Here is a 25,803-nt window from a genome sequence, read left to right as displayed (position 1 = left end):
GCGCTTACACCTTCTCGATCTCGGGCCGGCCGAGCAGGCCGGTGGGCCGGAAGATCAGGACGAGGACGAGGATGGAGAAGGTTGCGACGTCCTTCCATTCGGAGCCGACATAGCCGGACCAGAAGGCCTCGATCAGGCCGATGACCACGCCGCCGAGCATGGCGCCGGGCAGCGAGCCGACCCCGCCGAGCACGGCGGCGGTGAAGCTTTTCACCCCGGCCAGGAAGCCGATGTAGAAGTCGATGACGCCATAGATCAGCAGCACCATCATGCCGGCGACGGCGGCGAGGGCTGCGCCCATGACGAAGGTCAGCGAGATGACGCGGTCGACGTTGACGCCGAGCAGCCCGGCCATCTTCTTGTCCTGCTCGCAGGCGCGCTGGGCGCGTCCCAGCGAGGTGCGGTTGATCAGCATGGTGAAGCCGACCATCAGGACCAGGGTGATGACGATGGTGGCGAGGCGCACGTAGCTGACGGAGACGGCGCCGTCCATCAGGGTGAGGTTGCCGGGCAGGATGGGCTGCAGCGGCTTGGAGCGGGCGCCCTGGAGGAGCTGGATGTAGTTCTGCAGGAAGATCGACATGCCGATGGCGGAGATCAGCGGCGCCAGCCGGGGTGAGGAGCGCAGGGGCCGGTAGGCGATGCGCTCGACCGTCCAGCCATAGACGCTGGTGAACAGCATGGAGGCGAGCAGCATGACCAGCAGGGCCAGAGGCACCCAGGTGATGCCGAGCGCGCCGATGGCCAGGAAGGTGATCAGCGCCACGAAGGAGCCGATCATGTAAATCTCGCCATGGGCGAAGTTGATCATCCCGATGATGCCGTACACCATCGTGTAGCCGATCGCGATCAGGCCGTAAATCGCCCCAAGCGACAAGCCGTTGATCAATTGCTGGAGAAAATAGTCCATGTCCTCACCCCACCTTCAGCACGGCGCAAAGGCAGGGTGCGGCGGCACGGGCACACTCGGCACACCGGTCACGCAACAGCAGCCCCCTGTCTGGTGCAGCCCGTCCATTCACCAAACGGAATGCCGTATCATCCGGAGTTCCGTCTATCGGTCTGACGGACCATGATTTTTCCTGTTCGGAGGATGCGATTCCGACTTGGCCGGGCCGTTCGGCGAGCGCTCCCCCTGACCTTTTCGGTAGTACCAGCCTGACGGATTTTTGCAAGACAGATTTGTGCTGTCCGCATGCGTCGACCGCGACGGGCTTCGATTAGGAGGAGTGGAAAACGCAAAACGCCCCGCCGGCGGATGCCGTGCGGGGCGTTGACAATGTGCGTCCGGAAACCGGACGTTGCAGCGTCAGCGGACGGCGACGGACTGCTTGGCCGGAACGGCGGCAACCTTCTGCTTCGGCTTGGCCGGAGCGGCGGCCTTGGCCGGAGCCTTCGCCTTGGCGGCGGCCGTCTTCGGCGCAGCCGGAGTCGGCGTGGCCTGGGCGACGGCGAAGACGGGGTCCGGATTGCTGACCACCTTCACGTCGCAGAGCGGACGGCTGGCCAGATGCATCAGGCCGGCGTTCTTCTCGTCCGAGGTAAGGGTGCGCAGGTCGTCGGGAGTCAGGTCCTTGGCGGCCACCGACCGGTCGACGAAGTTGGCGCAGTACTGCGGGATACCGATGGTGGCGGCCCGGCGGCTGATCTCGTTCGCCAACTCCGTGCGGAACATGTCGAACTGGCGGGTGGCGTTGCCGCCGCTGCCGGCGCGCTTGTAATAGCTGATCAGCGACGCTTCCGAATTGGACAGCAGGGCGCGGTTCTTGACCGAGAAGTCCTGGTAGAGGTCGAACGGCTTCTTGTCCGGCACCACGGTGCGGCAGGTCAGTCCGACCACCATCATCTCGGTGTGCAGGCGCATCATCTGCTCGGCCGCATGTTCGGCGCGGTTGTAGCAGGCGGGCGCGGCCGGGGTGCTGGCCTTGGTCGGGCGCGCCTTGGCGGCGGCCGTCTTCGCCGACGGCTTCGCAGCCTCCTTGGCGGCGGCAGCGCTGGCGGGCGCAGCAGGCAGGGCGAGCAGCGCGCCGAGGACGGCGGCGCCGGTCAGGGCTTTCAGGGAGAGGCGAAGGGCAGCGCGCTGGCGACTCATCAGGGGCTCCGGTGGCGCGGTACGACAGGACGGGTTGGGGCGGGATAGGCGACCGCCCGACAGTCGGCGACCTTCTACCCGAACGCGGGGGCCGGTCAATGGTATTTGCCGGCCGCTTGCGTTTTGTCCCACGACCGCGGCGGAGTCGACACGGCGAGTCGCGGCCGCGACCTGTTCCTTCGACACATGTCCTTTTTGGCGGTCGCCATCGCTGGACGCCGCGGCGGCGGCGGCGCTATGGATGGGCTTTTCATGGTCAAACGGGTCACACAGCATGGCAGCCACCGGATCAAGTTTTGCGAGCGGGCACCGCATCGGCATCGATCTGGGCGGCACGAAGACGGAGGGCATCCTGCTCGACCGTCAGGGAAACGAACTGGCCCGCCACAGGGTTCCCACGCCGAAGGGCGATTATGACGGGACGGTCGCGACGGTCCGCGATCTGGTCGCAAGGCTGGAAGGAGGGATCCCCGCCGGTGGCAAGGCGACGGTCGGGCTGGGCATTCCGGGCGCCATTTCCCCTGCCACCGGGCTGGTGAAGAATGCCAACTCCACCTGGCTGATCGGGAAGGACTTCACCCGCGACCTCGTCCAGGCGCTCGGCCGGCCGGTGCGGATCGAGAACGACGCCAACTGTCTTGCGGTGTCGGAGGCGACCGACGGCGCCGGGGCCGGCTGCGGCGTGGTGTTCGCGGCGATCCTCGGCACCGGCTGCGGCGCCGGCATCGTCGTTCATGGCCGGCCGCTCGGCGGGCGCAACGCCATCGCCGGCGAGTGGGGGCACAATCCGCTGCCCTGGCCGATGGACGCGGAACGGCCGGGCCCGGCCTGCTACTGCGGCAAGCATGGCTGCCTGGAGACCTTCGTTTCCGGACCGGCGGTGGCGGCGGACCACCTGGCGGCGACCGGCGAGGCGTTGGATGCCGCAACGATTCTTTCACGCGCCGACATCGACCCCGGATGCGCCGCGACGGCCGACCGGCTGGTCGGGCGGCTGGCGCGCGGGCTGGCCGCGGTGGTCAACCTGTTGGACCCGGACGTGATCGTGCTGGGCGGCGGCTTGTCGAACGCGGACCTGCTGTACGATCGGCTGCCGGCGGCAATGGAGCCCTGGGCCTTCTCCGACCGGCTGGACACGCCGGTGCGCCGCGCCCGCCATGGCGATTCAAGCGGCGTGCGCGGTGCGGCGTGGCTGTGGCGGCCCGGCGAGATGCCGGACGCGGATTACTGAGGCTGGGCCGTCCGCGGCGTCGGCGGTGCGTCGGCGCTGCGCGGCGGCGCCATCACCCGCCGGGCGGCGGCCGGGTCGACCGGCGGCGGCGTCAGCGAATGGGTGTTGGAATAATGGCGGTTCGTCCGCTTCACATCGGTGCCGTAGCGCGTCATGCCGGCGCGGTGCTCGCCCGCCTTGGTGGCGCCCCAATGCGACGGCGCCGGGCCGGGGAGCGGCTGGGCCTGATCCATGTTGCGCATGAAGGGACCGGTCGGCACCATCTGGTCGTACACCCAGGGCGCATAATCCTGCTTCTGGGCATTGGCCGGCAGCGACAGCGCCGCCATTCCCAGAAGGGACACGGCGGCAACGGCAGCGGTCCTGACGGCAGCTGTGGCAGCGGAAGCAACGCGGGTCATCGAACAGGCACCTTTCGTCCGGAAAAAAACGGATCCGAAGATGCAGTCGAGCGGAAAGCGCCCGCGCCGTCCAATGCGGAGGCGCGTTACCCATCCCGCGCCTCAATCCCCAAGCGGGGAGGCCCCCTGCCCTTAAGGCGCAGGCAGGCGGTAGAGCGTGAGGTGCAGGCGCTTGCCGGTGTTGTAGTTGAATCCAGCCAATTCCGTAAGCGGCAGCGGCGTGGCCGTGCCCAGGCTGTCGAGGAAGGCGGCGGCCTCCCGGTCCTCCACCAGGGCCAGACCACAGGCGCGGTCGGACAGCAGATGCGTTGCCGCACCGGCGCCATGGACCAGCTTGGTCGGCGTGCCCAGCAGGAAGACGAGGCTCGGTTCGGAATAGCCGGCGGAGGCGACGACGCTGTCCGCGCAGGGCCGGACCTGAGCCACCGCACGGGCGGCCTGCCGGCTGACCCAGACGCCGTCGATGCTCGGCAGCACCGCGGTGTAGGTCCCGGCATAGAGCAGGGCGGCAGCCGCCACGCCGGCCGCGAGGCCGATCTGCCGCTTGACCCCAAGCAGCAGATGCAGGGCGAGCGCGAAAAGCCCGCCCACCGCCGGCACCAGCGACACCGCAACCGGATCGATCCGCTGGCCGACCAGCCAGGGAATCACCGCGACCGCCAGGGTCAGGGCGCCGAAGCCGATTACGCCAAGCGCCACGGCGGCGGCCGTCAGCCAGCGGCGCGGCCGTTCGCGGCTGCGGTCGAAATTGTCGAGCAGGGCCGCCGCGGCCAGGGCGGCGATCGCCGGGAAGACCGGCAGCGTGTAATGCAGCAGCTTGGTCGGCACCGCCTCGAACACCAGCCAGCTCGGGACGATCCAGGCGATGCAGAATCGCACGGTGTCCAGCCGGCGGCGCGCCCAGGTCCAGGGAACCGCCAGCAGGGCCAACAGCGACCAGGGAGCGAAGGTAACCCAGAAGGTGCCGAGATAATAGCCGGGCGGCAGGCCCTTGCCCTCCTGCCCGCCGGACACCTTGCCCAACATGTCGTGGCCGACGGATTCGGCGAAGAAGGCGCCCTTGCTCTTGAAGGCGATGGCGATCAGCCAGGGGGCGGCGATGGCGACGACGATGCCGAGCCCCGCCAGCGGCTTCAGCCGCTTCAGCCAGCCGGCCTCGCGGTCCCACAGGGCCAGAACCAGCGCCGTGCTGCCGGACACCAGCAGGACCATCGGCCCCTTGACCAGCACGCCGATGCCGGCGGCGATCCAGAATACCAGCGGCGCGGTCCAGGCGGACCGTCCGGCAGGCGCCGGATCGCGGCGGTTGAGGTATAGATGCGCCAACACCGCCTGCCCGATCACCACGGTGGCCAGCAGCACGGCGTCGGTCTTGGCCATCCGCGCCTCGACCCCCAGAACGACGCAGGAGGCCATCATCAGCCCGGCGATGAAGCCGGCCGGACCGCCGAACAGCCGCGCCGCCGTCCAGGCGCTGACGAGCACCGCCAGAATTGCGCCCAGGAAGGACGGGATGCGGTAGGTCCAGATCAGCTTTTCGCTGCCCACGGGAACGCCGCGCACCGCTTCGGCTACCGTGGTCGCGGCGGTCTGCAGCCAATAGATGCCGACCGGCTTCTTGTAGCGCGTCTCATCCTGGAAGCGGATGTCGACGAAATTGCCGCTGTCCAGCATCTGGGAGGAGGCTTGGGCAAAGCGCGCCTCGTCCCGGTCGAAGGGCGGCAGCACGGTGAAGCCCGGCAGGAACAGCGCGGCGGCGATCAGCGCCAGCAGCGCATAGGCCCAGATCGGCAGGGCGGCGCGCGGCAGGGTGGATGCGGTCACGATTTGCTCGGCACCGCATCGCCGGAGGCCAGCGACTTCTTGTGGGTCCAGACGAAGTAGACGTTGCGGGCATAGATCACCAAACCCATTCCCTGCCCCAGCATGAAGACCGGGTCGAAGCGGTAGAAGGCATAGGCGAACAGCATCACGCCGCCGCCCAGCGAGAAATACCAGAATAGTTCCGGCACCACGCTGCGCCGCGCCTTTTCGCTGGCGATCCACTGCACGATGAAGCGCATGGTGAACATCAGCTGGGCGAAGAAGCCGATGCCGACCCAGATCAGGTCGGTCGTGCTCTGTTCGTGGAACCAGGCCGCGGCGCGCTCTAGCATCGTAGAAATCCCGTCCCGAAAGGGTCTTGTGGTCGCAAGCGAAGGTCGGTCAGAGGCGTTCGGACACGGGCGACAGCTTCGTCCGCCGCTTCAGCCAATAGACGCCCAGCAGATCGACCACGCCGATCAGCCCGCGCCGCCAGTTGTTGTATTTTGACACGCCGCGCTCGCGCGGGCGATGGTTCACCGGCACATAAGCCACCGGATGGCCGTGGGCGCGGAACAAGGCCGGCAGGAACCGGTGCATCGCCCCGAAGAAGGGGAGGTCGAGGAAGGCGTCGCGGCGGAACAGCTTCAGCCCGCAGCCGCTGTCGGTGCAGCCGTCCTGCAGGAAGGACTGGCGGACGGCGTTGGCGATCTTGGAGGCCCAGCGCTTCGACAGGGTGTCCTGCCGTTTCTTACGCAGGCCGCCGACCAGCACCGGGGCGCCGGCATCCCCCGTCGACACCAGGGCGAAGAGCGCCGGTATGTCGGCCGGGTCGTTCTGCCCGTCGCCATCGAGGGTGACGACGAACTCCCCGCGCGCTGCCTTGACGCCGCTGCGCACCGCGGCGCTCTGACCGGAGCGGCGGACATGGCGCAGCACGCGCAACCGGCCGGCCTCGACCGCCGGGGCAAGCCGCACCTGGGTGTCGTCGTCGGACTGGTCGTCGACGAAGATGATCTCGAAGCCACCGACCGGCGCCAGCGCCCGCTCGATCTCTTCGAGCAGCGGCAGCACGTTGTCGGCCTCGTTGAAGACGGGGACAACGACCGACAGCCGCACCGGCTGGCCGCTCTCCGGATAAATGCTCACGGTTTGCCATCCCATTCGCCAAACGGGCCGCAAATTACTCTCGCGGCGCGGCGAACGGTAGCGGAAAAGGATGAGACCGGAGCGGGGCAGATCCCCGCACCGGTCCTATCTGCCGGGATTTGGTCCGGATTACCCCTTGTTGCCGTCCAGCGGAAGCGGGACATAGCGCAGGTCGCCGCCGCGGCTGACCAGCATCAGCAAGGTTTTGCGTCCCTGTTCCTTGGCCTTGGCGATGCGGCTTTCCAGGTCGGCGGGGGTCGACACCGGCTCCTGCCCGGCTTCGACGATGACGTCGCCAAGGTCGAGCCCGCGTTGGGACGCGACGCTGTCGCCGTCCACCTCGGTCACCACCACGCCGTCGACGTCCTCGCCGATGGAGAAGGTCTCACGCAGGCCGGGCGTCAGCGGGGCGAGCTTGAGGCCGAGCGCCGATTTGCTCTCTTCCGGCTGGGCGGAGCGGGGGGCGCCGCTCGACCCGGACATTGCCAGTTGCTGCGGCTCGTTGCGCAGTTCGCCGAGCGTCACCTGCACCGATTCCTGCTTGCCGCCGCGCAGCACGCTCAACGGCACGTCGCGGCCGATCTCGGTCGAGGCGACGAGGCGCGGCAGTTCGCGCATCTGCTCCAGCGGCTTGCCGTTGAAGGCGGTGATGACGTCACCCTGGCGCAGGCCCGCAGAGGCGGCGGGGCTGTCGGGCGAAACGCTGGTGACCAGCGCGCCGCCGGTGCCGTCCATGCCCAGGCTTTCGGCAATGTCAGGCGTCACCCGCTGGACCTGGACGCCCAGCCAGCCGCGCCGCACCTTGCCGCCGTCCTTCAGCTGATCGATGATCGGCTTGGCCAGTGAGGACGGGATGGCGAAGCCGATGCCCACCGATCCGCCGGTGGGCGAATAGATCGCGGTGTTGATGCCAATCACCGCACCGCCGGCATCATAGAGCGGACCGCCGGAATTGCCGCGGTTGATGGCGGCGTCGGTCTGCAGATACTCGTCGTAGGGCCCCTGCTGGATGTCGCGGGCGCGGGCCGACAGGATGCCGGCGGTCACCGATCCGCCGAGCCCGAACGGGTTGCCGATGGCGACCACCCAATCGCCGACCTCCACCGTCTCGCTGTCGCCCCAATGGGCGGCGGCCAGCGGCTTGTCGCTTTCGACCTTCAAGAGCGCCAGATCGGTCGGCGCATCGGACCCCACCAGCTTGGCCGGCAGCCGGGTGCCGTTATGCAGGGTGACGGAGATCTCCGCCGCGTCGGCGACGACATGGCTGTTGGTGACGATCAGGCCGGAAGGATCGATGATGAAGCCGGAACCGAGCGCCGTGCTGGGCAAGCCGCCTGGGCCACCCCCTGGGCCTCCATTGGGACCTCCGCCCGGCCCACCGTTGGGACCGCTTTCGGGTGTACCGTTGGGCTGGCCGCCGCGCTGGCGGTTGCGGAATTCGCGGAAGAACTCCTCCAGCGGCGAGCCGGGGGGCACGTCCATCCCTTCCGGCAGGCGGCCGCCGCCGGATGCCTGCGGCGCCTGGGTGCTGGAGATGTTGACCACGGTGTCGACCTGCGTCCGGGCCAGGTCGCGGAAGGATGGCGGCGCGTAGGTCCGGCTGGCGTTGGGCGCAGCATTGACGGTGTTCGCGGCGGGCGCCTCCTGCGCGGCGGCGGGACCCGCGGGAAGCGCCGGCGACAGGACGGCACCGGCCAGCAGCGCGCACAGCGCCGCAGCCGGAAGATGGCGGGAGGTGTGGGGCGAACGCCGAAGGGACGCATGCGGCATGGACGGTCTCCGCAAAATCGGTGGGGCAAAACAGTTGGAGCCAACGGCCACCGCCCGCCGAGCCGACAAGTCCCGGTGACGGTCGGAACGTCCCGTTCAGGGAAATTCCTGAAGTCAAAACACGTCACCCCCCGTCCGGGGTCCATCGCACTTTTCAAAAGACGCCACCACCGGCGGTTTCCGGTACGCGCTTTTCATCCGTCAACGGATTTTAAAAGCTCCGCCGTCCACCAATCGTCGTGCCCCGTTGTGACACCGGACACAAAATCACGATTCCTTGCAAAGTTATGCTGGCATTTTTGAGAAGAGTTTCCGATATTCATCCATACCGAAAACATCGCCCGCCAGCGTGAAGCCACGATGCTGCCGACGCACGCGCCCGCGTGGTCCCGCGTCGGAAGCGTGCGGTTCGGGTGGACATGCTGACGAATGACTGAAAATTCACTTTGGCAACCGAGCGATATAATGAACGCAGAAACCGGGAGCGAACCGGAGTCTCCCAAGAAGCGTGGGCGCATTCCGCAGTCGGCGTGGCCCCAAATTCTTGAACGCTACCGCAGCGGTGCAACGCTTTCGGCCATCGCGCGCGAATTCGAATGCACGCCCAGCGCCATCTCCTACATCATCAAGAAGGCGGAGGCCGCAAGCGGCCAGGGCGACGCCGCCCACGGTGATGACGACCAGGGCGATGTCCAGGCGGACGACGGCCAGTCTTCCGTACCGGCGGCACCGGCCGAGGAGACGTCCGCACCGGTGACCGCGGCTCCGGCTGCCCCGGCGGCCGAACCCGCTCCCGCCGCTCCCGCGGAAGCCGAGGCTCCCGCAGAGCCGCGCCGCGCCGGCCGCACGGTCCGCGGCACGCTGACCCGTGCATCGCGGACGGAACCGGCGGCCGATCAGCCCCCGGTCGAAACGCCTGCCGCTTCCCCGGCTTCGGCCCCGGCGGCGACTGCCGCTCCGGCTCCGGCTCCGACGGAAACGCTGCGCCTGAACCGTCAGGAGCCCGCACCGGCTCCGGCCCCGGCCCCGGCGGCGGCTCCGGTCACGGCAGCCCCGGCGACGGCGGATGCTCCGCGGACAGCCGGTCAGCCGACCCCGCCGGTGGATGCGGTCGAAGGCCGCCTGCGCGACACGGCAAAGGCATGCATCTCCGCCTATCGCGGCTGGCGCCAGCAGCCGAGCGAAGCGACGATCCAGTCGCTGTCCGACAGCGTGCACGAACTGCGCAAGGCCCTGGCCCGCGTGGAAATCGACATGTCGGCCAGCCGGCGCGAGGAACAGGCAATTCGCCCGATTCCGATCCCCGCGCACCGGGCGTCGCGTCGACCGAACTGACCGGATTTTGAAAAGCGGGTCGCCAAGCCCTCTTTGAAAGCCGTGTTTAAAAAGCCTCCGTCCCGTACTCGGGGCGGAGGTTTTTTGTTGGAGCAAAAATCCGCGAAAAGGGGCTTGACGCCCCCCCGATCGAAAGGCTAATCCTCTGCGCCCCGATGGAAGGGTGGCCGAGTGGTTAAAGGCAGCAGACTGTAAATCTGCCCGCGTACGCGTACGCTGGTTCGAATCCAGCCCCTTCCACCATCGCACCATGGCGTGCGCCGCAGCAGACCGCCCACGGCAGACGACCACGTCATGGCGGTGCCGCGATCAAGTCCCGGCTTTTCAGCTCCCGAACTTTGAAAAATCTGACCTGCGCCGCTACAGCGGCAGAGGGTCTGCCGGCGTGATGCGCGGGAAACGCAGCGTGAAGGCCGTTCCGGCCCCCGGTGCGCTGTCCAGCCGCAACCGCCCGCGCAGGCTGCGCGTGACCAGCGTGTAGACGATGTTCAACCCCAGCCCGCTGCCGCCGCGGTCGCGGCTGGTGGTGAAGAAGGGCTCGAAAACCCGGCCGTGCAGGTCTGCCGGGATGCCTCGGCCGTCGTCGGCATAGACCAGTTCCACCTCCCCGTCCGACAACGTGACCGTCACGGTCAGCCGACCGCGCACGCCCGGATCGTAGCCGTGCAGGATGGAGTTGATGACGAAGTTGGTCAGGATCTGGCTGATGACGCCGGGATAGCTGTCCAGCATCAGGTCTTCCGGGCAATGGACGGCGACGGCATGCCCGCTGCGGCGGATGCGCATTCCCAGGCTGCGCAGGACCTCGTGAATATAGTGGTTCAGTTCGAAAACGCGGCGTTCCTCGCTGGCCTGATCGACGGCGATCTGTTTGAAGCTCTGGATCAGGCGGGTGGCGCGCTCGACATTCAGCAGCATCAGCTGCGTCGCTTCATCCGCGATGTCGATGAATTCGGCGAAGTCGCCGCGCCGCAGCGAGCCGGCTTCGAACAGGCGGCGCAGGCTACGCGTCTTTTCCGCCAGCAGCGAGGCGCCGGTCAGGGCGATGCCGACCGGCGTGTTGATCTCGTGCGTCACGCCGGCCACGAGGGAGCCGAGTGCGGCCATCTTCTCCGCCTGGATCAGCTGGACCTGCGCCTCCTTCAAATCCTGCAGGGCGCGCTCGGCCTCCTCCTTGGCGGCGCGGACGGCTTCCGCTGCGCGGACGCTCTCGGTGACGTCGGTGTGGGAGCCGACGATGCGGAAAGTCCGGCCGTCGCCGCCCGCCACGGCCAATGCGCGGGTCTCCAGGAAGACCGTCGCGCCCGACCGGTGGCGGAACCGCTGCAGCAACCGGCTTTCGGACCGCCGGCCGGACGCCAGTTCCGCCACCATCTCCAGCGCGGCGGCGCGGTCGTCGGCGTGGATCAGCTCTTCCCAACGGTGGCTGCTGTTCTCCATCTCGGTCTCGCCATAGCCCAGCAGGCCCCACCATTGCGGGGAGAACCACACCTCGCCCGTGCGCAGGTCCCATTGCGAGATGCCCTCCCGCGCCGCGCGGATCGCCAGTTCGAACAGTTCGCGGCTGGCAGCCAGTTCCCGTTCGGCCTGCTTGCGCTGGGTGATGTCGGTGTAGGTGGTGACGAAGCCGCCGTCCGGCAGCGGCAGGGTCACCGTTTCGATGACCACGCCGTCGGGCCGCACCCGCTCGTTGTAGAAGGGCCAGGACGCGTTGCGGATGTAGTCCAGCCGTTGCGCCACCAGATCATCCACGTCGCCGCGGCCATAGCCGCCCTGCTCCGCGATGTGGCGCACCACGGTCTCGTAGGGCTGGGCATAGCGCGGGAAATCCGGGTCGATGAAAAGCAGCTCCAGCACGCGCCGGTTCCACGCGACCAGCCGCAGGTCGTGGTCGAAGGCCATCACGCCTTGGCTGAGACAATCGAGGACCAGGCTGGTCTTCGCCCAGGGTTCCCGCTCCGACGGGAATTCCGTCCGGCCGGCCGTCTCGATGGCCGTCAGCAGGCTTTCCCCCGGCGCGCCCGCACCAAGCGCCAGAGTGACCGTGGCGCCATCGGGGAACGCCCGCGTCACGGCATGGCCGCGGCGCAGGTCGTCGATCCCGGACAGCCCGAGAAGACCGGTGAGAAGCGCGTCGAGCGTCGCATGGAACGGCGCATCGGGCGTTCCAGCGGGAGGCACGGCGAACCGGGCCGCGAAGGCGGCATTGGTCCAGACCAGACGTTCGTCGGCGTCGAAGCGGGCGAACCCGGTTTCCCCCATGCGCGTGCCTTCTCCCACCGCAAATTCGGCCTGCATGCGATGACCATCGCGATAACCGGCGAGCAAAAGCCGCCGGCCGGACACGCGGCGCGGATCGCGGCCCCATTCTTGTCTCTTGACGGTTGCCGGGCAAGGGCCATCACGCAGCCGCACCCGCCGGACGCCGCCGGTGAACCCCTTGATTTTACGTCCGCCCGACGCCTAATCCTGCGCCAGACAGCGAAGCGTAACAGGCAAACCGTTGGTCGGGAAAGGATTTACACGATGTCGGATGTCGCGGCCTACGGCAGTCTGTTCCTTGTGGCGCTGGCGGCCGCGACGATTTTTCCCGCCCAGTCGGAGCTTCTGCTGGCCGGGTTGCATTCCTCGGGCAACTATCACGACGGACTCCTGATTCTGGTGGCGACCACCGGGAACGTGGCGGGATCGACGGTCAACTGGGCTCTCGGCCGTTATCTGATGCACTTCCAGGACCGCCGCTGGTTCCCGGCATCGCGCCGTCTGGTGGAACGGGCCACCGGATGGTACCAGCGCTTCGGCGTCTGGTCGCTTCTGCTGGCCTGGGTTCCCTTCATCGGCGATCCGCTGACCCTGGTCGCCGGCATCCTGCGCGTCGACCTGCGCCTGTTCCTGCTGCTGGTCACGATCGGCAAGCTCGGACGGTACGTTGCACTGATAGTCGCTTTTTAATATAGTATAGTATCAGTATTGTATGTCATGCGCCCATGTTAGACGCAATAATGGGCTTGTCGGCGACGGTGGCTGCACAGTATTAACGGAACCCGGACCGCGGATCCCTCGAACCAGCGGAAGGCCTCAGGAAAACAGGGGCTTTTCAAAATATCGGTGCAGTTTGACAGAGGTCAAACGCGCCGCACTGGTGGTCGACTATGCTCCGCGCCAACGTGGAATCGGAAATCAGGCGCATCGACATGCCAGACGGAAGCATCGTTCAGCAGGGATCAGCCCAACCAGCCAAGGTTCCGCTGTACGAAAGCCACAAGACGATTCATCCCAAATCGGTCAAGGGCCTCTATCGCCGCCTGAAAACCGTGACCTTCTCCGTTCTTCTGGTGCTGTTCTTCATCGCCCCCTGGATCCGGTGGGAACGCGGCCCCGAAGCCCCGGCCCAGGCGGTCCTGTTCGATCTGACGGCGCCGCGCTTCTTCCTGTTCTGGATCGAGATCTGGCCGCAGGAGATCTACTACCTCACCGGCATCCTGATCGTGGCGGCGCTGGGCCTGTTCCTGGCGACGGCGCTGGCCGGGCGCGTCTGGTGCGGCTTCGCCTGTCCGCATACGGTGTGGACCGATCTGTTTGTCTGGATCGAGCGTGTCTTCGAAGGCGACCGGGCGGAACGCATCCGCATGGAAAAGCAGCCCTGGACCATGCGCAAAATCCTGCGCAAGGCGGGCAAGCATGCGGGCTGGATGGCGCTCAGCCTCGTCACCGGTTTCGGCTTCCTCGCCTACTTCACCGATGCCCCGGCCCTGCTGCACGATCTGCTGACCTTCCAGGCCAGCTACGAAGCGACGTCCTTCTTCGCCATCTTCGTCGGCATGACCTACGTCATGGCCGGCTGGACGCGCGAGCAGATGTGCATGTACATGTGCCCCTGGCCGCGCATCCAGACCGCGATGCTGGACGAACATTCGCTGGTGGTCACCTATCAGGCCGACCGCGGCGACAATCGTGGTCCCAAGCGCAAGTCGCAGAGCTGGGACGAGCGGCGCGCCCAGGGCTTCGGCGACTGCATCGACTGCGGCCAGTGCGTCCAGGTCTGCCCGATGGGGATCGACGTGCGCACCGGCGAACAGGCCGACTGCATCAACTGCGGCCTGTGCGTCGACGCCTGCGACACCATCATGATCCAGCAGGGACTGCCCACCCGCCTGATCGCCTTCGATTCGCTGGCGGCGCAGGACACCCGCGCGTCCGGCAAGACCTATCAATGGCGCCTGATCCGTCCGCGCGTGATCGTCTACGCCCTGCTGATGCTGGTCATCGGCGGCGCCATGGCCTGGAGCTTCGCGCTGCGCCCCAGCCTGAACATCACCGTCCTGCGCGACCGCGCGCCCTTGTTCGTGACGCTGTCGGACGGGTCGATCCGCAATGCCTACACCTTCAAGGTCGCCAACAAGACCCGCCAGAACCGGTCCTACACCCTCAGCGTCGTCGGCCTGTCCGCTGCCGACATCAAGGTGATCGGCGAAGCGGAACCGGAGACCGCCGCCCATACCGCCACCATCTCGGCGGAGCCGGACAGCGTCGCCACCTACCGCGTCTATGTGACGGCCCCCCGCGGGGAAGTCACCGCCACCTCGCTGCCGCTGACCTTCCAACTGTCCGACACCGTGACCGCTGAAAAGAACAGCCGTGACAGCGTGTTCATGGGGCCGGCCAACCAGTAGTCCGTCACGGATACTCTCCGTTGGCGCGGAGTCGAAAGGCGGTGGCCGGCGGATCGGCCTACCGCCTTTCGCATTTCTGCGCAAAGGGAGGGCACCCGCATGGGCAGTTTGCGCAAGCCAAGCCGCCACTCACCTGACTCACCAAACGAGGGCGGGGCAATCGGGAAACCGGGCCTGCCTGCCGGCAGCGAGGTGAACAGGCCATGCTTTTCGATTTCGAACCGTCGGGGATCAACGACACCTACCTGCGCCTGACGCGGTGCGGCGTGTCCAGCATCGTCGCCCCGGCGGGCGGTTGGAACGGCCTGCTGCGCGTCAATTACATCGTCGCCGGCGCGCCGGGCGGCGGCGAACCTCACATGATCTTCCGCAGCCTCGACGTCGGCTGGGACGACGGCCGCTTCTGCTGGAAGGGACGTGCCGCGCCGGTGATGACCAGTTCCGCCATGGTGGACATCCTTCTGGAACGCGGGCTGGTGACCGAGGCGGAGGCGGAACGGCTGCTGTTCGGCATCAACACCCCGGCAGCCGGCGCATCCTCCGACGAGGCGCTGATGATTCGCGCGCTGCTCGCCGGCTGCAGCTTCACCCCCGTCTACGAGTCGCAGCCGCTCGGCACCGAACCGCCGGCCGTGGTCGGTTTCGCCATGCGCACGCTGTCCGATCCCGGCGCCTACATGCTGGATGCCCGCGGCGGGCTGCCGGTTCTGGACGGCGAATCGCGCGACGCGCTGCGGCGGCTGGTCGGCGTGGTGGTGTGACCCCCTCCTCCTTTGGTCGAAGATAGGGGCAAAACGGGCGAAAACCCTGCCCTACGGCCTATGGACTAAACCTTCGAGCGATAGAAACTGTCACAGTGCCGCGACATTCTTACTGCAACCGCTCACAGGAGCCTGCCGCTACCCTATCGAACCGCCGATCCCGACATCCCGTGCGAGAAAGCTGACCAGCCATGAACGCCAGACTGTCCCATCGCTGCACCGCCCTGATCGACCGCGCCCGCGCAGCCTGGCTCAGCCGACCACTGGCCCGCAAGCTGAGCGCCCGCAAGACGGCCGGTCGCCCCCGGATGACGATGGAACTGCTGGATCTGGAGCTTTACCGGATCGATATCGGCGGCTGAAGCAGGCCCGACCTCACTTCAGCAGATGCTCGTACCGTGCGTCGGTCAGCGTCTTCATGAAGGCGACCAGCGCCTTGACGCGGCGGGTTTCCAACGCCGGAGCCGATTCCAGTTCCTTTTTCGACAGGTTCGCCGCCACTTCGGGCGGATCCCAGGGCTTGCCGGTCTCCGGGTTGATCGCGGCCTTTTCCGTGCGGTTGTTGTAGTGGTCGTAGAAGCGGACCACCGTCTCCAGATCCTTGAAGACGCCGTTGTGCATGTAGGGCCCGGTCACGGCCACGTTTCGCAGGCTCGGCGTCTTGAATTTCCCCTCGAAAGCAGGTTTGGCCGCTGCGGGGTTGTCGCGCAGGCCGCGGTCGGCGAAGGTCGCCGGCTTGCCCGACGCCTCGCGCAGGGCCGGATTCGCCGGCACGCCGATGTTGTGGTGTTCGTAGTTGGTGAACATTTCCCCGGCCGCTGCCGGCATCGGCTTCAGCTTGTGGCACTGGTTGCAGTTGGTGAACTGGGTGGAGAAGAACAGGGTCATGCCCAAATCCTCTTCAGCCGTCATCTTGTATTCGCCGCGCAGATGGCGGTCGTATTTCGAATCGAAAGGCGCGAACCGGTCGGTCTTCTCGAAGGCGGCGAGGCTGTCGCTCATCGCATCATAGGCGCGCTCCGCATCGTCGAGCACGCCGGCGCCATAGAGCGCCACGAAGGCGCGGGCATAGTCGGGATTCTCGGCCAGCCTCTCGCGCGCCTGCTCCTTGGACGTCAGACCCATCTCGGCCGGATTCAGCGGCGGGCCACCGGCTTGATCCTTCAAGGTCGCGGCGCGGCCGTCCCAGAACTGTCCGCCGACTGCCTTGCCGTCCGCGGTGAAGTGAAAGGCCGGCGTAAAGGCCGCATAGCTCGCCGTCGGCGCATTGCGATCGCCCACCGACTTGCCGTTGTCGCCGACCGATGCCGCCCCGCCTGCGCCGCCGGTGCGCGGATCGGCGAAACCGAAATCGGGATTGTGGCAGTCGGCGCAGGCCTGGGTGCGGTTGGCCGACAAATTGTGGTCGGAAAACAGAGCCTCCCCCAGCTTTTCCTTCGTCGACAGATCCGTCGCGAGCGCGGACCCACCCCCGGCGATTCCGGCCGACAGAAGCACCAGCGCGAGTGCGCGGCGAGACAGGGGGAGGATGGTAACGGACATGACGACGCTCCTGGCAACGGCCGGCCACAGGGAGTTTCCCGGTGGTCGGCGCCAACACTGCGCGTCAAAGGTTAAGCGAGAGTGAGAATTGTTATCAACAAGGCCGCGCAAAGGGAGGGTGGGGCGAAAGGTCGCTGTCTTGCCATCATCGCCCCTGCCCGCCCCTTGCCCCTCTCCCGTCGGACCTATTTCGCCCCCGCCCCGTCCGTCAGCAGACGGCGGATAGCATTGACCAGCGGCTTCATGTGGAAGGTCGATTCCGGGGACACCGCGACGGTTCCGCCCGCCGCCTCCACCGCCTCGGCCACCACCGGGCCGACCGCGGCGATCCGGGTCCTGGCGAAGCCCTGGCGGAAGTCGTCGGCAAGGCCGCAGGCCTCCGCCACCTCGTGCAGGCGCCGCACCTGGGGCGAGGCGGTGAAGGCAACGAAATCGATCCGCCCCGCCGCCATGTCGCGGATGGCGGTCTGCACCGCACCGGTCTCGGAATCATTGGCATAGCGGTAGGGCGTGACCGCCACCGGCGTACCGCCGCGCGCACGCACCGCTTCCAGCAGGGGTTCGTTCGGGTTGTCGGGGTAGAGCTGGATGCCGACGCGGTGACCGTCCAACTCCTCCTCCGACAGCATGGCGATGACGCCGTCCGTGGTCGGAGCGGGGGCGGATTTGAACGGGCTGCAGCCGATCTCCCGCAGCGCCTTGACCGGTTTCGGCCCGCGGACGAAGACGCGCGCCCGGCCGATGGCGGCGACCACGTCGGCCTCGCGCTCCATGGCGCGGGCGACCGTCATCAGCCGCCGCAGCCCTTCACCGGTCAGCAGCACGATGTCGTCGAAGCCTTCGGTCAGCAACCGGTCCAGCCAGTCACGGGCCGGCGCCGGGTCGTCGAGATCGAGGATCTTGACCATCGGGCAGCGGATGGTCTCCGCCCCATGCTGTTCCATCATGCCGGCGAACAGGTCGAGATCCCGGCTCTCCGGCACCAGAATCCGCTTTCCCGCCAAATCTCCGCCCTGTTCGGCCATGGCCCGGCTCCCCTGATCGCCTGTGTGGTCACGGCGAGACTAACAGCAGGCGACGGGGGCGGTCACGCAGGTTGGACCGCCACGGCCACCACCACTTCCGGCGACGCCCTCTACCCCCGCCGGCAATGCAGCAGGCTGAACAGCCCGAAGGGGGGCAGGGTGCGGATGCTCTCCACGGCCAGCCGCGATCCGTTCATCATCGCCTCCAGGGTGAAGTCGGGCCGCCAGCCCAGCTTCTTCGACAAGGGCGACAGCCACCCCTCCACCACGCGGCGGACGCCCGGGCGGGGAGCGGCGAAGTGGTTGACGATCACGATGTCGCCGCCCGGTTTGCAGACGCGCTCCAACTCCGCCATCGTGCCCTGGGGGTCGGGGACGACGGTCATGACATACATGGCGACCACCACGTCGAAGCTGCCGTCGGCGAAGGCCAGCTTGCCGGCATCCATCTCCAGCAGCCCTTCGACATTGTCGAGCTTCTCGCGCTCCACCCGCTCCTGCGCGACCTTCAGCATGTCGGTGGACAGGTCGATGCCGACGACGCGGTTGTCCTTGCGGTAGTCGGAAAGCGACAGGCCGGTGCCGACGCCGACCTCCAGGATCCGCAGGTTCCCGCGCCGGTTCAGCCACTCCACCGCCGCATGCCGGCCGGACGCCAGAAGCACCCCGAACACCTTGTCGTAGAAGCCCGCGTAGCGGCGGTAGGCGGCGCGAATGGAGTCGGCGTCCATGATCCTGTTTCCCCTCTCTCGATCCCGATGCCGGGTACTGTTCAAAGGTCAAGCCCAAGCCGGCAGGGGCGCACCATAGCCGTCTTTGGAGCTTCATGAAAGTGACGCAAACAACAAAAGGCTTCCGATGTCGCAATCCGTCACGCCGTTCATTTGGCCTATCCATTTCGTCGATTGCCTTTACCGTTTTTGATTGAACGTCCATTCAAAGAACGGCGCCCCGTTGTTCGAAGGGATTTTCCGGCTCCCATCGTCCCTTCCGGACGGGAAAAGGCGCTGGACAGCATCACCCCCGCAGTCCCATAGACGGAGCATGGCCGACATCGTCTCCATCCGTCCGCTGCGCCGCCGCAGGCTGGCGTTTCCCGTAGCGGCACTGGCCGCGGTTACCGCCCTGGCCTGCTGGGGCGCCTACCGCTGGGCGGAGGCCGATGCGCGGACTGCCCTGACCCTGAACGGCGACCAGCGGCTGGGGCTGTATGCCAGCAGCATCCGCAACGCGGTCGGCCGCTACGACTATCTGCCCTTCCTGGTCGCCCGCGACCATGAGGTGCTGGGTCTGCTGGACAGGCCGTCGGAGGCATTGCGCGACACCGTCAACCGGCGGCTGGAGACGGCGAATGCGGCGGCCGGCTCGGCGGCGCTCTATGTGGTGGACCGCAGCGGGCTGGCGCTGGCGGCGAGCAACTGGGCCGATCCGGCGCAGAGCTTCGTCGGCCAGATCTACGACTTCCGCCCCTATTTCCGGCAGGCGGTGGAGGCCGGCAGCGGGCGTTATTTCGGCATCGGCGTCACCACCGGCCTGCCCGGCTATTTCCTGTCGCACGCGGTGCATCTGGCGGACCGGCTGATCGGCGTCGCCGTGGTCAAGATCGACCTGGAACCGCTCCAACGCGACTGGGCCGCCGGCGGCGAGCGGGTGCTGGTGACCGACCAGAACGGCATCGTCTTCCTGTCCAGCCACGCCGACTGGAAATACCACGCGCTGCGCCCGCTTCCCGACGCGGTGAAAGCACGGCTGGCGCAGACCCGCCAGTATGATCGCAGCGAGGTGATGCCGCTCGGCCTCCATGACGGTCCGGTGATGGAAAACGGCGCACGGCTGGTCAGCCTGCCCGACTCCGTTCCCGGCGGTTCCCGACGCGCCTATCTGATGCAGGAGCTTGCCCTGCCCGAATTCGGCTGGACCATCCGCTTCCTGTCCGATCTGGAGCCGGTGAAGGCGCAGGCGGCCGGGGCGGCGGTGCTGACCGCCATGGGACTTTTGCTGCTGGTAGCGGCCCTGGCGCTGGGCTGGCAGCGGCGCCACGCCCTGCGGCTGCAGCAGGAGGCGCGGGCGATGCTGGAGCGCCGGGTGGAGGAGCGCACCGCCGAACTGCTGACCGCCAACCGCGTCCTGCGTGAGGCGCAGGAGGAACTGGTGCAGGCCGGCAAGCTGGCGGCGCTCGGCCAGATGTCGGCGGCGTTGGCGCACGAGATCAACCAGCCGCTGGCCGCCATCCGCACTTTCGTCGCCTCCACCCGGCTGCTGGCCGAACGGGGCGAGACGGCGATGGTGCGCGACAACCTCGCCATGATCGGTGATCTGGCGGAACGGATGGCGGTGCTGTCCGGCCATCTGAAGGACTTCGCCCGCAAGGGGCCGGCGCGGGTCGAAGCCGTGCCGGTCGCCCGCACGATGGACCGCGCGCTGGCCCTGCTCGCCCCCCGCCTGCGCGAGGAGGAGGTGCGGGTGGAGCAGGCGATCCCGCCAGAGGCCCATGTGCGCGGCGACGCCGTGCGGCTGGAGCAGGTCTTCGTCAATCTGCTGCGCAACGCCGCCGACGCCATGAACGGCAGCGACGAGCGGCGGCTGATCCTGACCGCTGCCCGCACCGCGGAGGGTTGGGAAATCCGCATTCGCGACAGCGGCACCGGCATCGCCGAGGCCCACCAGTTCCAGCTGTTCGATCCCTTCTTCACTACCAAGGAGGTCGGACAGGGGCTTGGCCTGGGGCTGTCGCTGTCCTATGGCATCGTGCGGGACTTCGGCGGCACGCTGAGGGCGGAGAACAACCCCGACGGCGGCGCCTGCTTCGTCGTCCAATTGCCGGAAGCTCAACCGTCCGACGCAGAGCGAGGACCGCGATGAAGACCGATCCCCTTGCCACCCCCGTGCTGTTCATCGACGACGAATTGGCGATGCGCGTGTCGGTGACGCAATGGCTGCAGTTGGCCGGTTTCGCCGCACAGGGTTTCGAGACGCCGCAGCCGGCGCTGGACCTGCTGTCGCCCGACTTCCCGGGCGTGCTGGTCACCGACGTGCGGATGCCGCGGATGGACGGCATGGCGGTGCTGGAACGCGCACTGGAACGCGACGCCGATCTCCCGGTGATCCTGGTGACCGGCCATGGCGACGTGGCGCTGGCGGTGGAGGCGATGCGGCGCGGCGCCTACGACTTCATCGAAAAGCCATTCGAACCCGACAATCTGGTCGCCGTCATCCGCCGCGCGGCGGAGAAGCGGCGGCTGGTGCTGGAAAACCGCGGCCTGCGCCGCCGGGCGGCCGGCGATGGAATCGAAACGCGGCTGATCGGCACCTCACCCGTCATCGCCGAGTTGCGACGCGAGGTGATCGACCTCGCCGCCACCGGCGCCAGCGTGCTGATCCATGGCGAGACCGGCACCGGCAAGGAACTGGTCGCCCGCTGCCTGCATGATTTCGGCGCCAGGGGTCGGAAAGGCGCCTTCGTCGCCGTCAATTGCGGCGCCATCCCCGACAGCATGGCGGAGAGTGAACTCTTCGGGCACGAGCCCGGCGCCTTCACCGGCGCCACCCAGCGCCGCGCCGGCAAGCTGGAGCATTCCAGCGGCGGCACCCTGTTCCTGGACGAGATCGAAAGCATGCCGATGGCCATCCAGGTCAAGCTGCTGCGCGCCCTGCAGGAACGCACCATCGAACGGCTGGGCTCCAACAAGCAGGTCCCGGTCGACCTGCGTCTGGTGGCGGCGACCAAGATCGACTTGCTCGACCTCAGCGAGGAGGGGCGGTTCCGCGCCGACCTCTATTACCGGTTGAACGTGGCGGAGCTGCACATCCCGCCGCTGCGGGCCAGGGCGGAGGACATCCCTCTGCTGTTCGACTATTTCGCCGCCGAGTTCGCCACCCGCCACAACCGCGAGCCCCGCCCGCTGGAGCCGGCCGACCTCGATGCGCTGCTGGCCCATGACTGGCCCGGCAATGTTCGGGAGCTGCGCAATCTGGCCGAACGCCATGTCCTGTCGGTCGGGCGAAGCGGCGTCGCCGGGCTGCTGCGCCGCCGGCCGATCGGCGGAGAGGCCGCGGCGGTCCCGCGGGCGCTCGCCGATCAGGTCGATGCCTTCGAAAAGCGCGCGATCGAACAGGCGCTGGAGCGCTGCAAGGGCGACATCAAGGCGGTGATGGATTTGCTGGACATCCCGCGCCGGACCCTGAACGAGAAGATGGCCCGCCACGGTCTGGACCGCATGCGCTACCTGCCGCGGAACTGACCGCCCCTTACCACCAGTGGCGCTGCTGGCGGCCGGTGCGCAGGCGGGCGACCTCCACCATTTCGGCCGGGTCCTCCGGCTTACGCAGATCCTTCACCACCGCCAGCAAGGCGCCGCCGCGCTCGACCTCGGCCACTGTCGGGCCGGTCATCAGGGTGTCGCAATCCTCCTGGGTCGGTGCGATGAAGAAGTCGGCACCGGTCCAGTCGGTCACCCAGCGCATGTTGGGCGGCGCCAGCTTTTCGAAGGCCAGCGGTTCGGCGCAGACGGCGACGCTGTAGGTGCGGTGGCGGTGGGTGCGCGCCTCCTCCTCCGCGATCACCTCCGCCAGATCCTCCACGGCTTCGGGCAGGCTGTTGGCCCAGTAATCCACATCGTATTTGCGCACTGCGCCGGCGACGCCGCCGACCAGTTCGTTGAAATAGACGTATTCGTCGGGATGCAGCGATTCCAGGACCATCGCCTCCCGGCCCAGCACCAGCGCCAGCGCAACTCCGGCCAGGGCAGCGGCCGAAAGCCCGCGTCCGGTTCGCTGCGACACGCCGATCCTCCAGGTGCCGGCCCAGCCGACCAGCCGGTCAAGTCCGATGCCGCCCAGCACTGCCAAGGGCGGCAGCACGAACAGGAAATGGCGGATCGCGGTATAGCCGGGGGAATGGGTGACGGTGAACCAGACGATCGGGAACAGTGCCGCCAGTGCGACCAGCCCGCAAGCCACCGCACGCGCCCTGCCCTCCTCCCCCACCGCAAGGTCGGAGCGCATCATGCCGGGCAGCGCCAGCAACCCCAGCGCCGCCCCGGCCAGCATCACCAGCGGCTGCTTGATGGCGAGATACCAGGCCAGATAGCTGCGCGGCACCTCGTACATCCAATATTCGGTGCCGCCAAGCAGGGTGCGGATCGGGTAATGGAAGTGCGAGAAATCGGCCAGCGCCCGCAACGGGTTCGGCGGGTCCAGCACCGCCCAGGGCCAGAAGACCGCCATCACGCCATAGGCGACCGGCAGGGCCGGCAGCAGGCGCAGCGCACCGGAAGCGCCCTGGCGCAGCCGGGCCGCGGAAAGGCCGCCGGCCACCGCCCACCCCACGAGAGCCACCACCACATAGCCGCCCAGCATCAGCGCCCCGACCCGGATCCCCAGCGCCAGCCCGACGATGAGGCCGAACCCCAGCACCGTACCCCAGCGCGGTCGCGGCATCTGTCCGACGATCCGGATCAGCAGCGCCACCGCCGCCATCATCAGCACGGCGAAGGGCACGTCCTTTGTGTGGTTGAACAGGCCGCCGTACCACGGTCCGCACAGCGCCAGGAGCAGCCCGGCGAGCAGCCCCGCCCGTGGACCGGCCAGCCGGCGCCCGACCGCCCAGACCACCGCCACGCCCACCACCCCGATCAGGGCGCACAGCAGGTGCCGTGTCTCGTACGGGTCGAAGGGCAGAAGCGGGGCCAGCGCCACCGCCGCCATGTCGAAAAGCCCGCCATAGAGATAGAGGTTCTTGTATGTGAAGGCCGACGTATCGGTGAAGCCGCTGCGGTACCAGTCGATCAGCTTGGCGCCATAGACATGCTGCACCTCTTCGTCATTGGAGATGCCGTAATGCCGGAAGGTGGCGGCGACCAGCCCCAGAAGGACCAACAGGCCGAACGCCGCGGCAAGGTCCCACGGATCGCCGGACAGCCGGCGGGAAAAGCAGGTTTTCCCCGTCACGCGCCACTCTCTCCATTTTCAAATCGCACCGGGGTGCAATGCATGCCCCATGAGCCGACGGCAGAAAGCATCGGCGGCGGCGGCTTGTCATGTGAAATCTCTGCCATGGGCCACCGGCTGCACCGCTGCTCGCAGCTTGCGCGCAGAGGTGGGAGTTCCCCGAGCGCACATCAGACATTTCTGCAAATTTTTTCAAATATTCGAAAGGACATGGCGCCGGGATGCCATTTCCCCATGCGACACCGTAGCGCGGTCCGTCGGTAAGCATTCCGTTCAATATTCAGGCAACAATTTCCCGAACGACACTCGGCACGCCAAGGCGACTGCAATACGCCGAAAGGTGGTGGTCAATGACCAAATCTTCTCTTTCCATCCGCGCAAAGCTGCTGATGCTGGTGGCAACTGCCAGCCTCGCCTGCATGGCGATCGCGGGCGCCGGACTTTATCTCAGCTACAACCGCATGTATCAGGACCGCGTGGATGCCCTGCGCTTCATGGTCGAGGCGGGACACAGCATGGCGGCCCGCTTCGAAAGCGACGTCGTGGCCGGACGCCTGTCCCGCGACGAGGCGCAGGCCCGCTTCAAGGATGCCTTCCTCGCCATCCGCTACAGCGGGGAGGAGTATCTGTTCGCGCACACCTACGACAATGTCGGATTCGCCCATGTCAACAAGGCGTTGATGGGCAAGGACGTTTCGGGGATCAAGGACGCGGCGGGCGTGCCGGTCATCCCGGCGCTGATCGGCATCATCAAGACCAGGGGCGAAGGGACCTACGCCTATGATTGGCCGCGCACGGTCGGTGGCACCGAGACGGCGGTGAAGCTGGCCTATGTGAAGGGGTTCGAGCCCTGGCGGATCTTCATCGGCACCGGCGTCTTCATCGACGATCTGTGGAGTGAGTTCCTGTCGCAGCTCTGGACCCTGCTCGGCGTCATCGCAGGCTTGGCCTTGCCGGCCATCGTGCTGCTGGCGCTGGTCGGGCACAACATCAGCGCCACCATCCGCTCGCTGGCCGACCGCATGCATGCCATGGCCGACGGCGACCTGACCGTCACCTTCCCCGAAACCAGCCGCGGCGACGAGCTTGGCGACATGAGCCGCGCCACGCAGGTGTTCAAGGAGAACGCGCTGGCCAAGCAGCGGCTCGAAACCGAACAGGCCGAGCTAGCCCGCCGCGCCGAGGAGGACAAGCACCGCACCATCGCCGCCCTGGCCGACCGCTTCGAGCAGGCGGTGGGCGGCGTCATCCATGCGGTGGTCGAGCAGGCCGCGGGGATGGAAAGCCGCGCCAGCGCCGTGACCCAGGCGGCGGATCAGACCGGCAGGTTGGCCAGCGATGTCGCCGTGACGACGGAGCAGACCTCCGCCAATGTCCAGACCGTCGCCGCCGCGACGGAGGAGCTGACCAGTTCGATCGGCGAGATCAGCCGGCAGGTCGGGCAATCCTCGGAAATCGCCCGCGAGGCCGTCGGCATCGCGGAGCGCGCCAACGGCAAGGTCGATGGGCTGGCCCAAGCGGTGCAGCGAATCGGCGCGGTGGTGGAGCTGATCAACTCCATCGCCAGCCAGACGAACCTGCTGGCGCTCAATGCCACCATCGAGGCCGCCCGTGCCGGCGATGCCGGCAAGGGCTTCGCCGTGGTCGCCAGCGAGGTGAAGGCTCTCGCCAACCAGACGGCGAAGGCGACCGATGACATCGCAGTCCAGGTCGCCGAGATTCAATCGATGACCGGCGAGGCGGTGGGAGAGTTGCAGGAGGTGGTCCGCGTCATCGGCCACATCAACGAGGTCGCCACCTCCATCGCGTCGGCCGTCGAGGAACAGGGGGCCGCGACCCGCGAGATCAGCCGCAACATCCAGCAGGCCGCCCAAGGCACGCAGACCGTCTCCGACAGCATCGGCGGCGTCAACCAAGCCGCCAGCCAGAGCGGCAAGGTCGCCTACGAGGTCCTGACCTCCGTCCGCCAGCTGTCCAGCCACACCGACACGCTGAGCCATGAGGTGGACCGCTTCCTGACCCAGGTCCGTGCCGGGTGACGATCTCTCCCGTATAAAGCTCGCTTTAGCTCA

The 25,803-nt window shown here is 67.5% G+C and carries 21 protein-coding genes and 1 tRNA gene; 10 read left to right on the top strand and 12 right to left on the bottom strand.

Annotation, left to right across the window (positions count from 1 at the left end; genetic code table 11):
• Positions 1–4 precede the first annotated feature (4 nt).
• Positions 5–910, bottom strand: coding sequence for a branched-chain amino acid ABC transporter permease LivH (locus FZ983_RS06150; RefSeq protein ID WP_063635815.1), 906 nt, complete (start codon positions 908–910; stop codon positions 5–7).
• Positions 911–1,309: 399 nt separating this feature from the next.
• Complete coding sequence (locus tag FZ983_RS06145; protein WP_247883610.1) at positions 1,310–2,092, bottom strand: hypothetical protein; 783 nt, start codon at positions 2,090–2,092, stop codon at positions 1,310–1,312.
• Positions 2,093–2,366: 274 nt separating this feature from the next.
• On the opposite strand from FZ983_RS06145, the gene FZ983_RS06140 reads away from it, so the two are divergent.
• Positions 2,367–3,323: an ROK family protein gene (locus FZ983_RS06140; RefSeq protein WP_149222698.1), complete on the top strand. Its 957-nt coding sequence runs from the start codon at positions 2,367–2,369 to the stop codon at positions 3,321–3,323.
• On the opposite strand, the gene FZ983_RS06135 is transcribed toward FZ983_RS06140, so the two are convergent.
• The 5 genes from FZ983_RS06135 to FZ983_RS06115 all read right to left on the bottom strand — a co-directional run bounded on the left by FZ983_RS06135 (position 3,317) and on the right by FZ983_RS06115 (position 8,446).
• On the bottom strand, positions 3,317–3,724 hold the full coding sequence (locus tag FZ983_RS06135) for a hypothetical protein (RefSeq protein WP_149222697.1): 408 nt from the start codon (positions 3,722–3,724) through the stop codon (positions 3,317–3,319). The two genes, FZ983_RS06140 and FZ983_RS06135, sit on opposite strands and share 7 nt — an antisense overlap.
• Before the next feature lie 132 nt (positions 3,725–3,856).
• Positions 3,857–5,548: a glycosyltransferase family 39 protein gene (locus tag FZ983_RS06130; RefSeq protein ID WP_149222696.1), complete on the bottom strand. Its 1,692-nt coding sequence runs from the start codon at positions 5,546–5,548 to the stop codon at positions 3,857–3,859.
• Positions 5,545–5,880: a lipid-A-disaccharide synthase N-terminal domain-containing protein gene (locus FZ983_RS06125; protein ID WP_149222695.1), complete on the bottom strand. Its 336-nt coding sequence runs from the start codon at positions 5,878–5,880 to the stop codon at positions 5,545–5,547. The genes FZ983_RS06130 and FZ983_RS06125 overlap by 4 nt, the downstream gene beginning before the upstream one ends.
• 49 nt (positions 5,881–5,929) lie before the next feature.
• The gene (locus FZ983_RS06120; RefSeq protein ID WP_149222694.1) at positions 5,930–6,691 is read right to left on the bottom strand and encodes a glycosyltransferase family 2 protein; all 762 of its coding nucleotides are present in this window, start codon (positions 6,689–6,691) and stop codon (positions 5,930–5,932) included.
• Between the two features lie 114 nt (positions 6,692–6,805).
• Positions 6,806–8,446: a DegQ family serine endoprotease gene (locus FZ983_RS06115; protein WP_149222693.1), complete on the bottom strand. Its 1,641-nt coding sequence runs from the start codon at positions 8,444–8,446 to the stop codon at positions 6,806–6,808.
• A gap of 465 nt (positions 8,447–8,911) precedes the next feature.
• On the opposite strand from FZ983_RS06115, the gene FZ983_RS06110 reads away from it, so the two are divergent.
• Both FZ983_RS06110 and FZ983_RS06105 read left to right on the top strand, forming a co-directional pair.
• Entirely contained in the window at positions 8,912–9,781 is an 870-nt protein-coding gene (locus FZ983_RS06110) for a hypothetical protein (RefSeq protein WP_149222692.1), read from the top strand.
• Positions 9,782–9,938: 157 nt separating this feature from the next.
• Positions 9,939–10,024 (top strand) — tRNA-Tyr (locus FZ983_RS06105).
• A 117-nt stretch (positions 10,025–10,141) separates the two neighbouring features.
• On the opposite strand, the gene FZ983_RS06100 is transcribed toward FZ983_RS06105, so the two are convergent.
• A complete protein-coding gene (locus FZ983_RS06100; RefSeq protein ID WP_247883609.1) occupies positions 10,142–12,079 on the bottom strand; it encodes a PAS-domain containing protein in 1,938 nt (645 codons plus the stop codon).
• Positions 12,080–12,307: 228 nt separating this feature from the next.
• Between FZ983_RS06100 and FZ983_RS06095 the strand changes: the two genes are divergently transcribed.
• From FZ983_RS06095 to FZ983_RS33990, 4 genes are all read left to right on the top strand, one after another.
• Positions 12,308–12,733, top strand: a complete 426-nt coding sequence (locus tag FZ983_RS06095; protein WP_149222691.1) for a YqaA family protein — start codon at positions 12,308–12,310, stop codon at positions 12,731–12,733.
• Between the two features lie 242 nt (positions 12,734–12,975).
• Positions 12,976–14,454 (top strand): cytochrome c oxidase accessory protein CcoG, encoded by a 1,479-nt coding sequence (gene ccoG / locus FZ983_RS06090; RefSeq protein WP_247883608.1) that lies wholly within the window; start codon positions 12,976–12,978, stop codon positions 14,452–14,454.
• 203 nt (positions 14,455–14,657) lie between these two features.
• Positions 14,658–15,215 carry a hypothetical protein gene (locus tag FZ983_RS06085; protein WP_149222689.1) on the top strand — a complete coding sequence of 186 codons (558 nt, stop codon included), beginning with the start codon at positions 14,658–14,660 and terminating at the stop codon, positions 15,213–15,215.
• 191 nt (positions 15,216–15,406) lie between these two features.
• Entirely contained in the window at positions 15,407–15,577 is a 171-nt protein-coding gene (locus FZ983_RS33990) for a hypothetical protein (protein ID WP_188092255.1), read from the top strand.
• Positions 15,578–15,590: 13 nt separating this feature from the next.
• Here the strand turns inward: FZ983_RS33990 and FZ983_RS06080 are convergent, their stop codons facing one another.
• The 3 genes from FZ983_RS06080 to FZ983_RS06070 form a co-directional block, all read right to left on the bottom strand.
• Positions 15,591–16,757 carry a cytochrome c peroxidase gene (locus tag FZ983_RS06080; RefSeq protein ID WP_149222688.1) on the bottom strand — a complete coding sequence of 389 codons (1,167 nt, stop codon included), beginning with the start codon at positions 16,755–16,757 and terminating at the stop codon, positions 15,591–15,593.
• Positions 16,758–16,942: 185 nt separating this feature from the next.
• Entirely contained in the window at positions 16,943–17,782 is an 840-nt protein-coding gene (locus FZ983_RS06075; RefSeq protein ID WP_149222687.1) for a uroporphyrinogen-III synthase, read from the bottom strand.
• A gap of 110 nt (positions 17,783–17,892) precedes the next feature.
• Positions 17,893–18,513 carry a class I SAM-dependent methyltransferase gene (locus FZ983_RS06070; RefSeq protein WP_149222686.1) on the bottom strand — a complete coding sequence of 207 codons (621 nt, stop codon included), beginning with the start codon at positions 18,511–18,513 and terminating at the stop codon, positions 17,893–17,895.
• A gap of 313 nt (positions 18,514–18,826) precedes the next feature.
• Here FZ983_RS06070 and FZ983_RS06065 point away from each other — a divergent pair, with 313 nt between their 5' ends.
• Together FZ983_RS06065 and FZ983_RS06060 are read left to right on the top strand one after the other, a co-directional pair.
• Positions 18,827–20,644, top strand: a complete 1,818-nt coding sequence (locus FZ983_RS06065) for an ATP-binding protein (protein WP_149222685.1) — start codon at positions 18,827–18,829, stop codon at positions 20,642–20,644.
• Positions 20,641–22,023: a sigma-54 dependent transcriptional regulator gene (locus tag FZ983_RS06060; protein ID WP_149222684.1), complete on the top strand. Its 1,383-nt coding sequence runs from the start codon at positions 20,641–20,643 to the stop codon at positions 22,021–22,023. Before FZ983_RS06065 ends, FZ983_RS06060 begins: the two co-directional genes overlap by 4 nt.
• A gap of 7 nt (positions 22,024–22,030) precedes the next feature.
• Here the strand turns inward: FZ983_RS06060 and FZ983_RS06055 are convergent, their stop codons facing one another.
• On the bottom strand, positions 22,031–23,731 hold the full coding sequence (locus FZ983_RS06055; RefSeq protein WP_149222683.1) for a glycosyltransferase family 39 protein: 1,701 nt from the start codon (positions 23,729–23,731) through the stop codon (positions 22,031–22,033).
• A 350-nt stretch (positions 23,732–24,081) separates the two neighbouring features.
• Between FZ983_RS06055 and FZ983_RS06050 the strand changes: the two genes are divergently transcribed.
• On the top strand, positions 24,082–25,770 hold the full coding sequence (locus tag FZ983_RS06050) for a methyl-accepting chemotaxis protein (RefSeq protein ID WP_149222682.1): 1,689 nt from the start codon (positions 24,082–24,084) through the stop codon (positions 25,768–25,770).
• The last annotated feature ends 33 nt before the right edge of the window (positions 25,771–25,803 follow it).

The sequence above is a fragment of the Azospirillum sp. B21 genome (assembly GCF_008364825.1).
Taxonomy (GTDB): domain Bacteria; phylum Pseudomonadota; class Alphaproteobacteria; order Azospirillales; family Azospirillaceae; genus Azospirillum.
The sequence above is the reverse complement of the archived record's forward strand: the minus strand, read 5'-3'. Positions and strand labels throughout refer to the sequence as shown.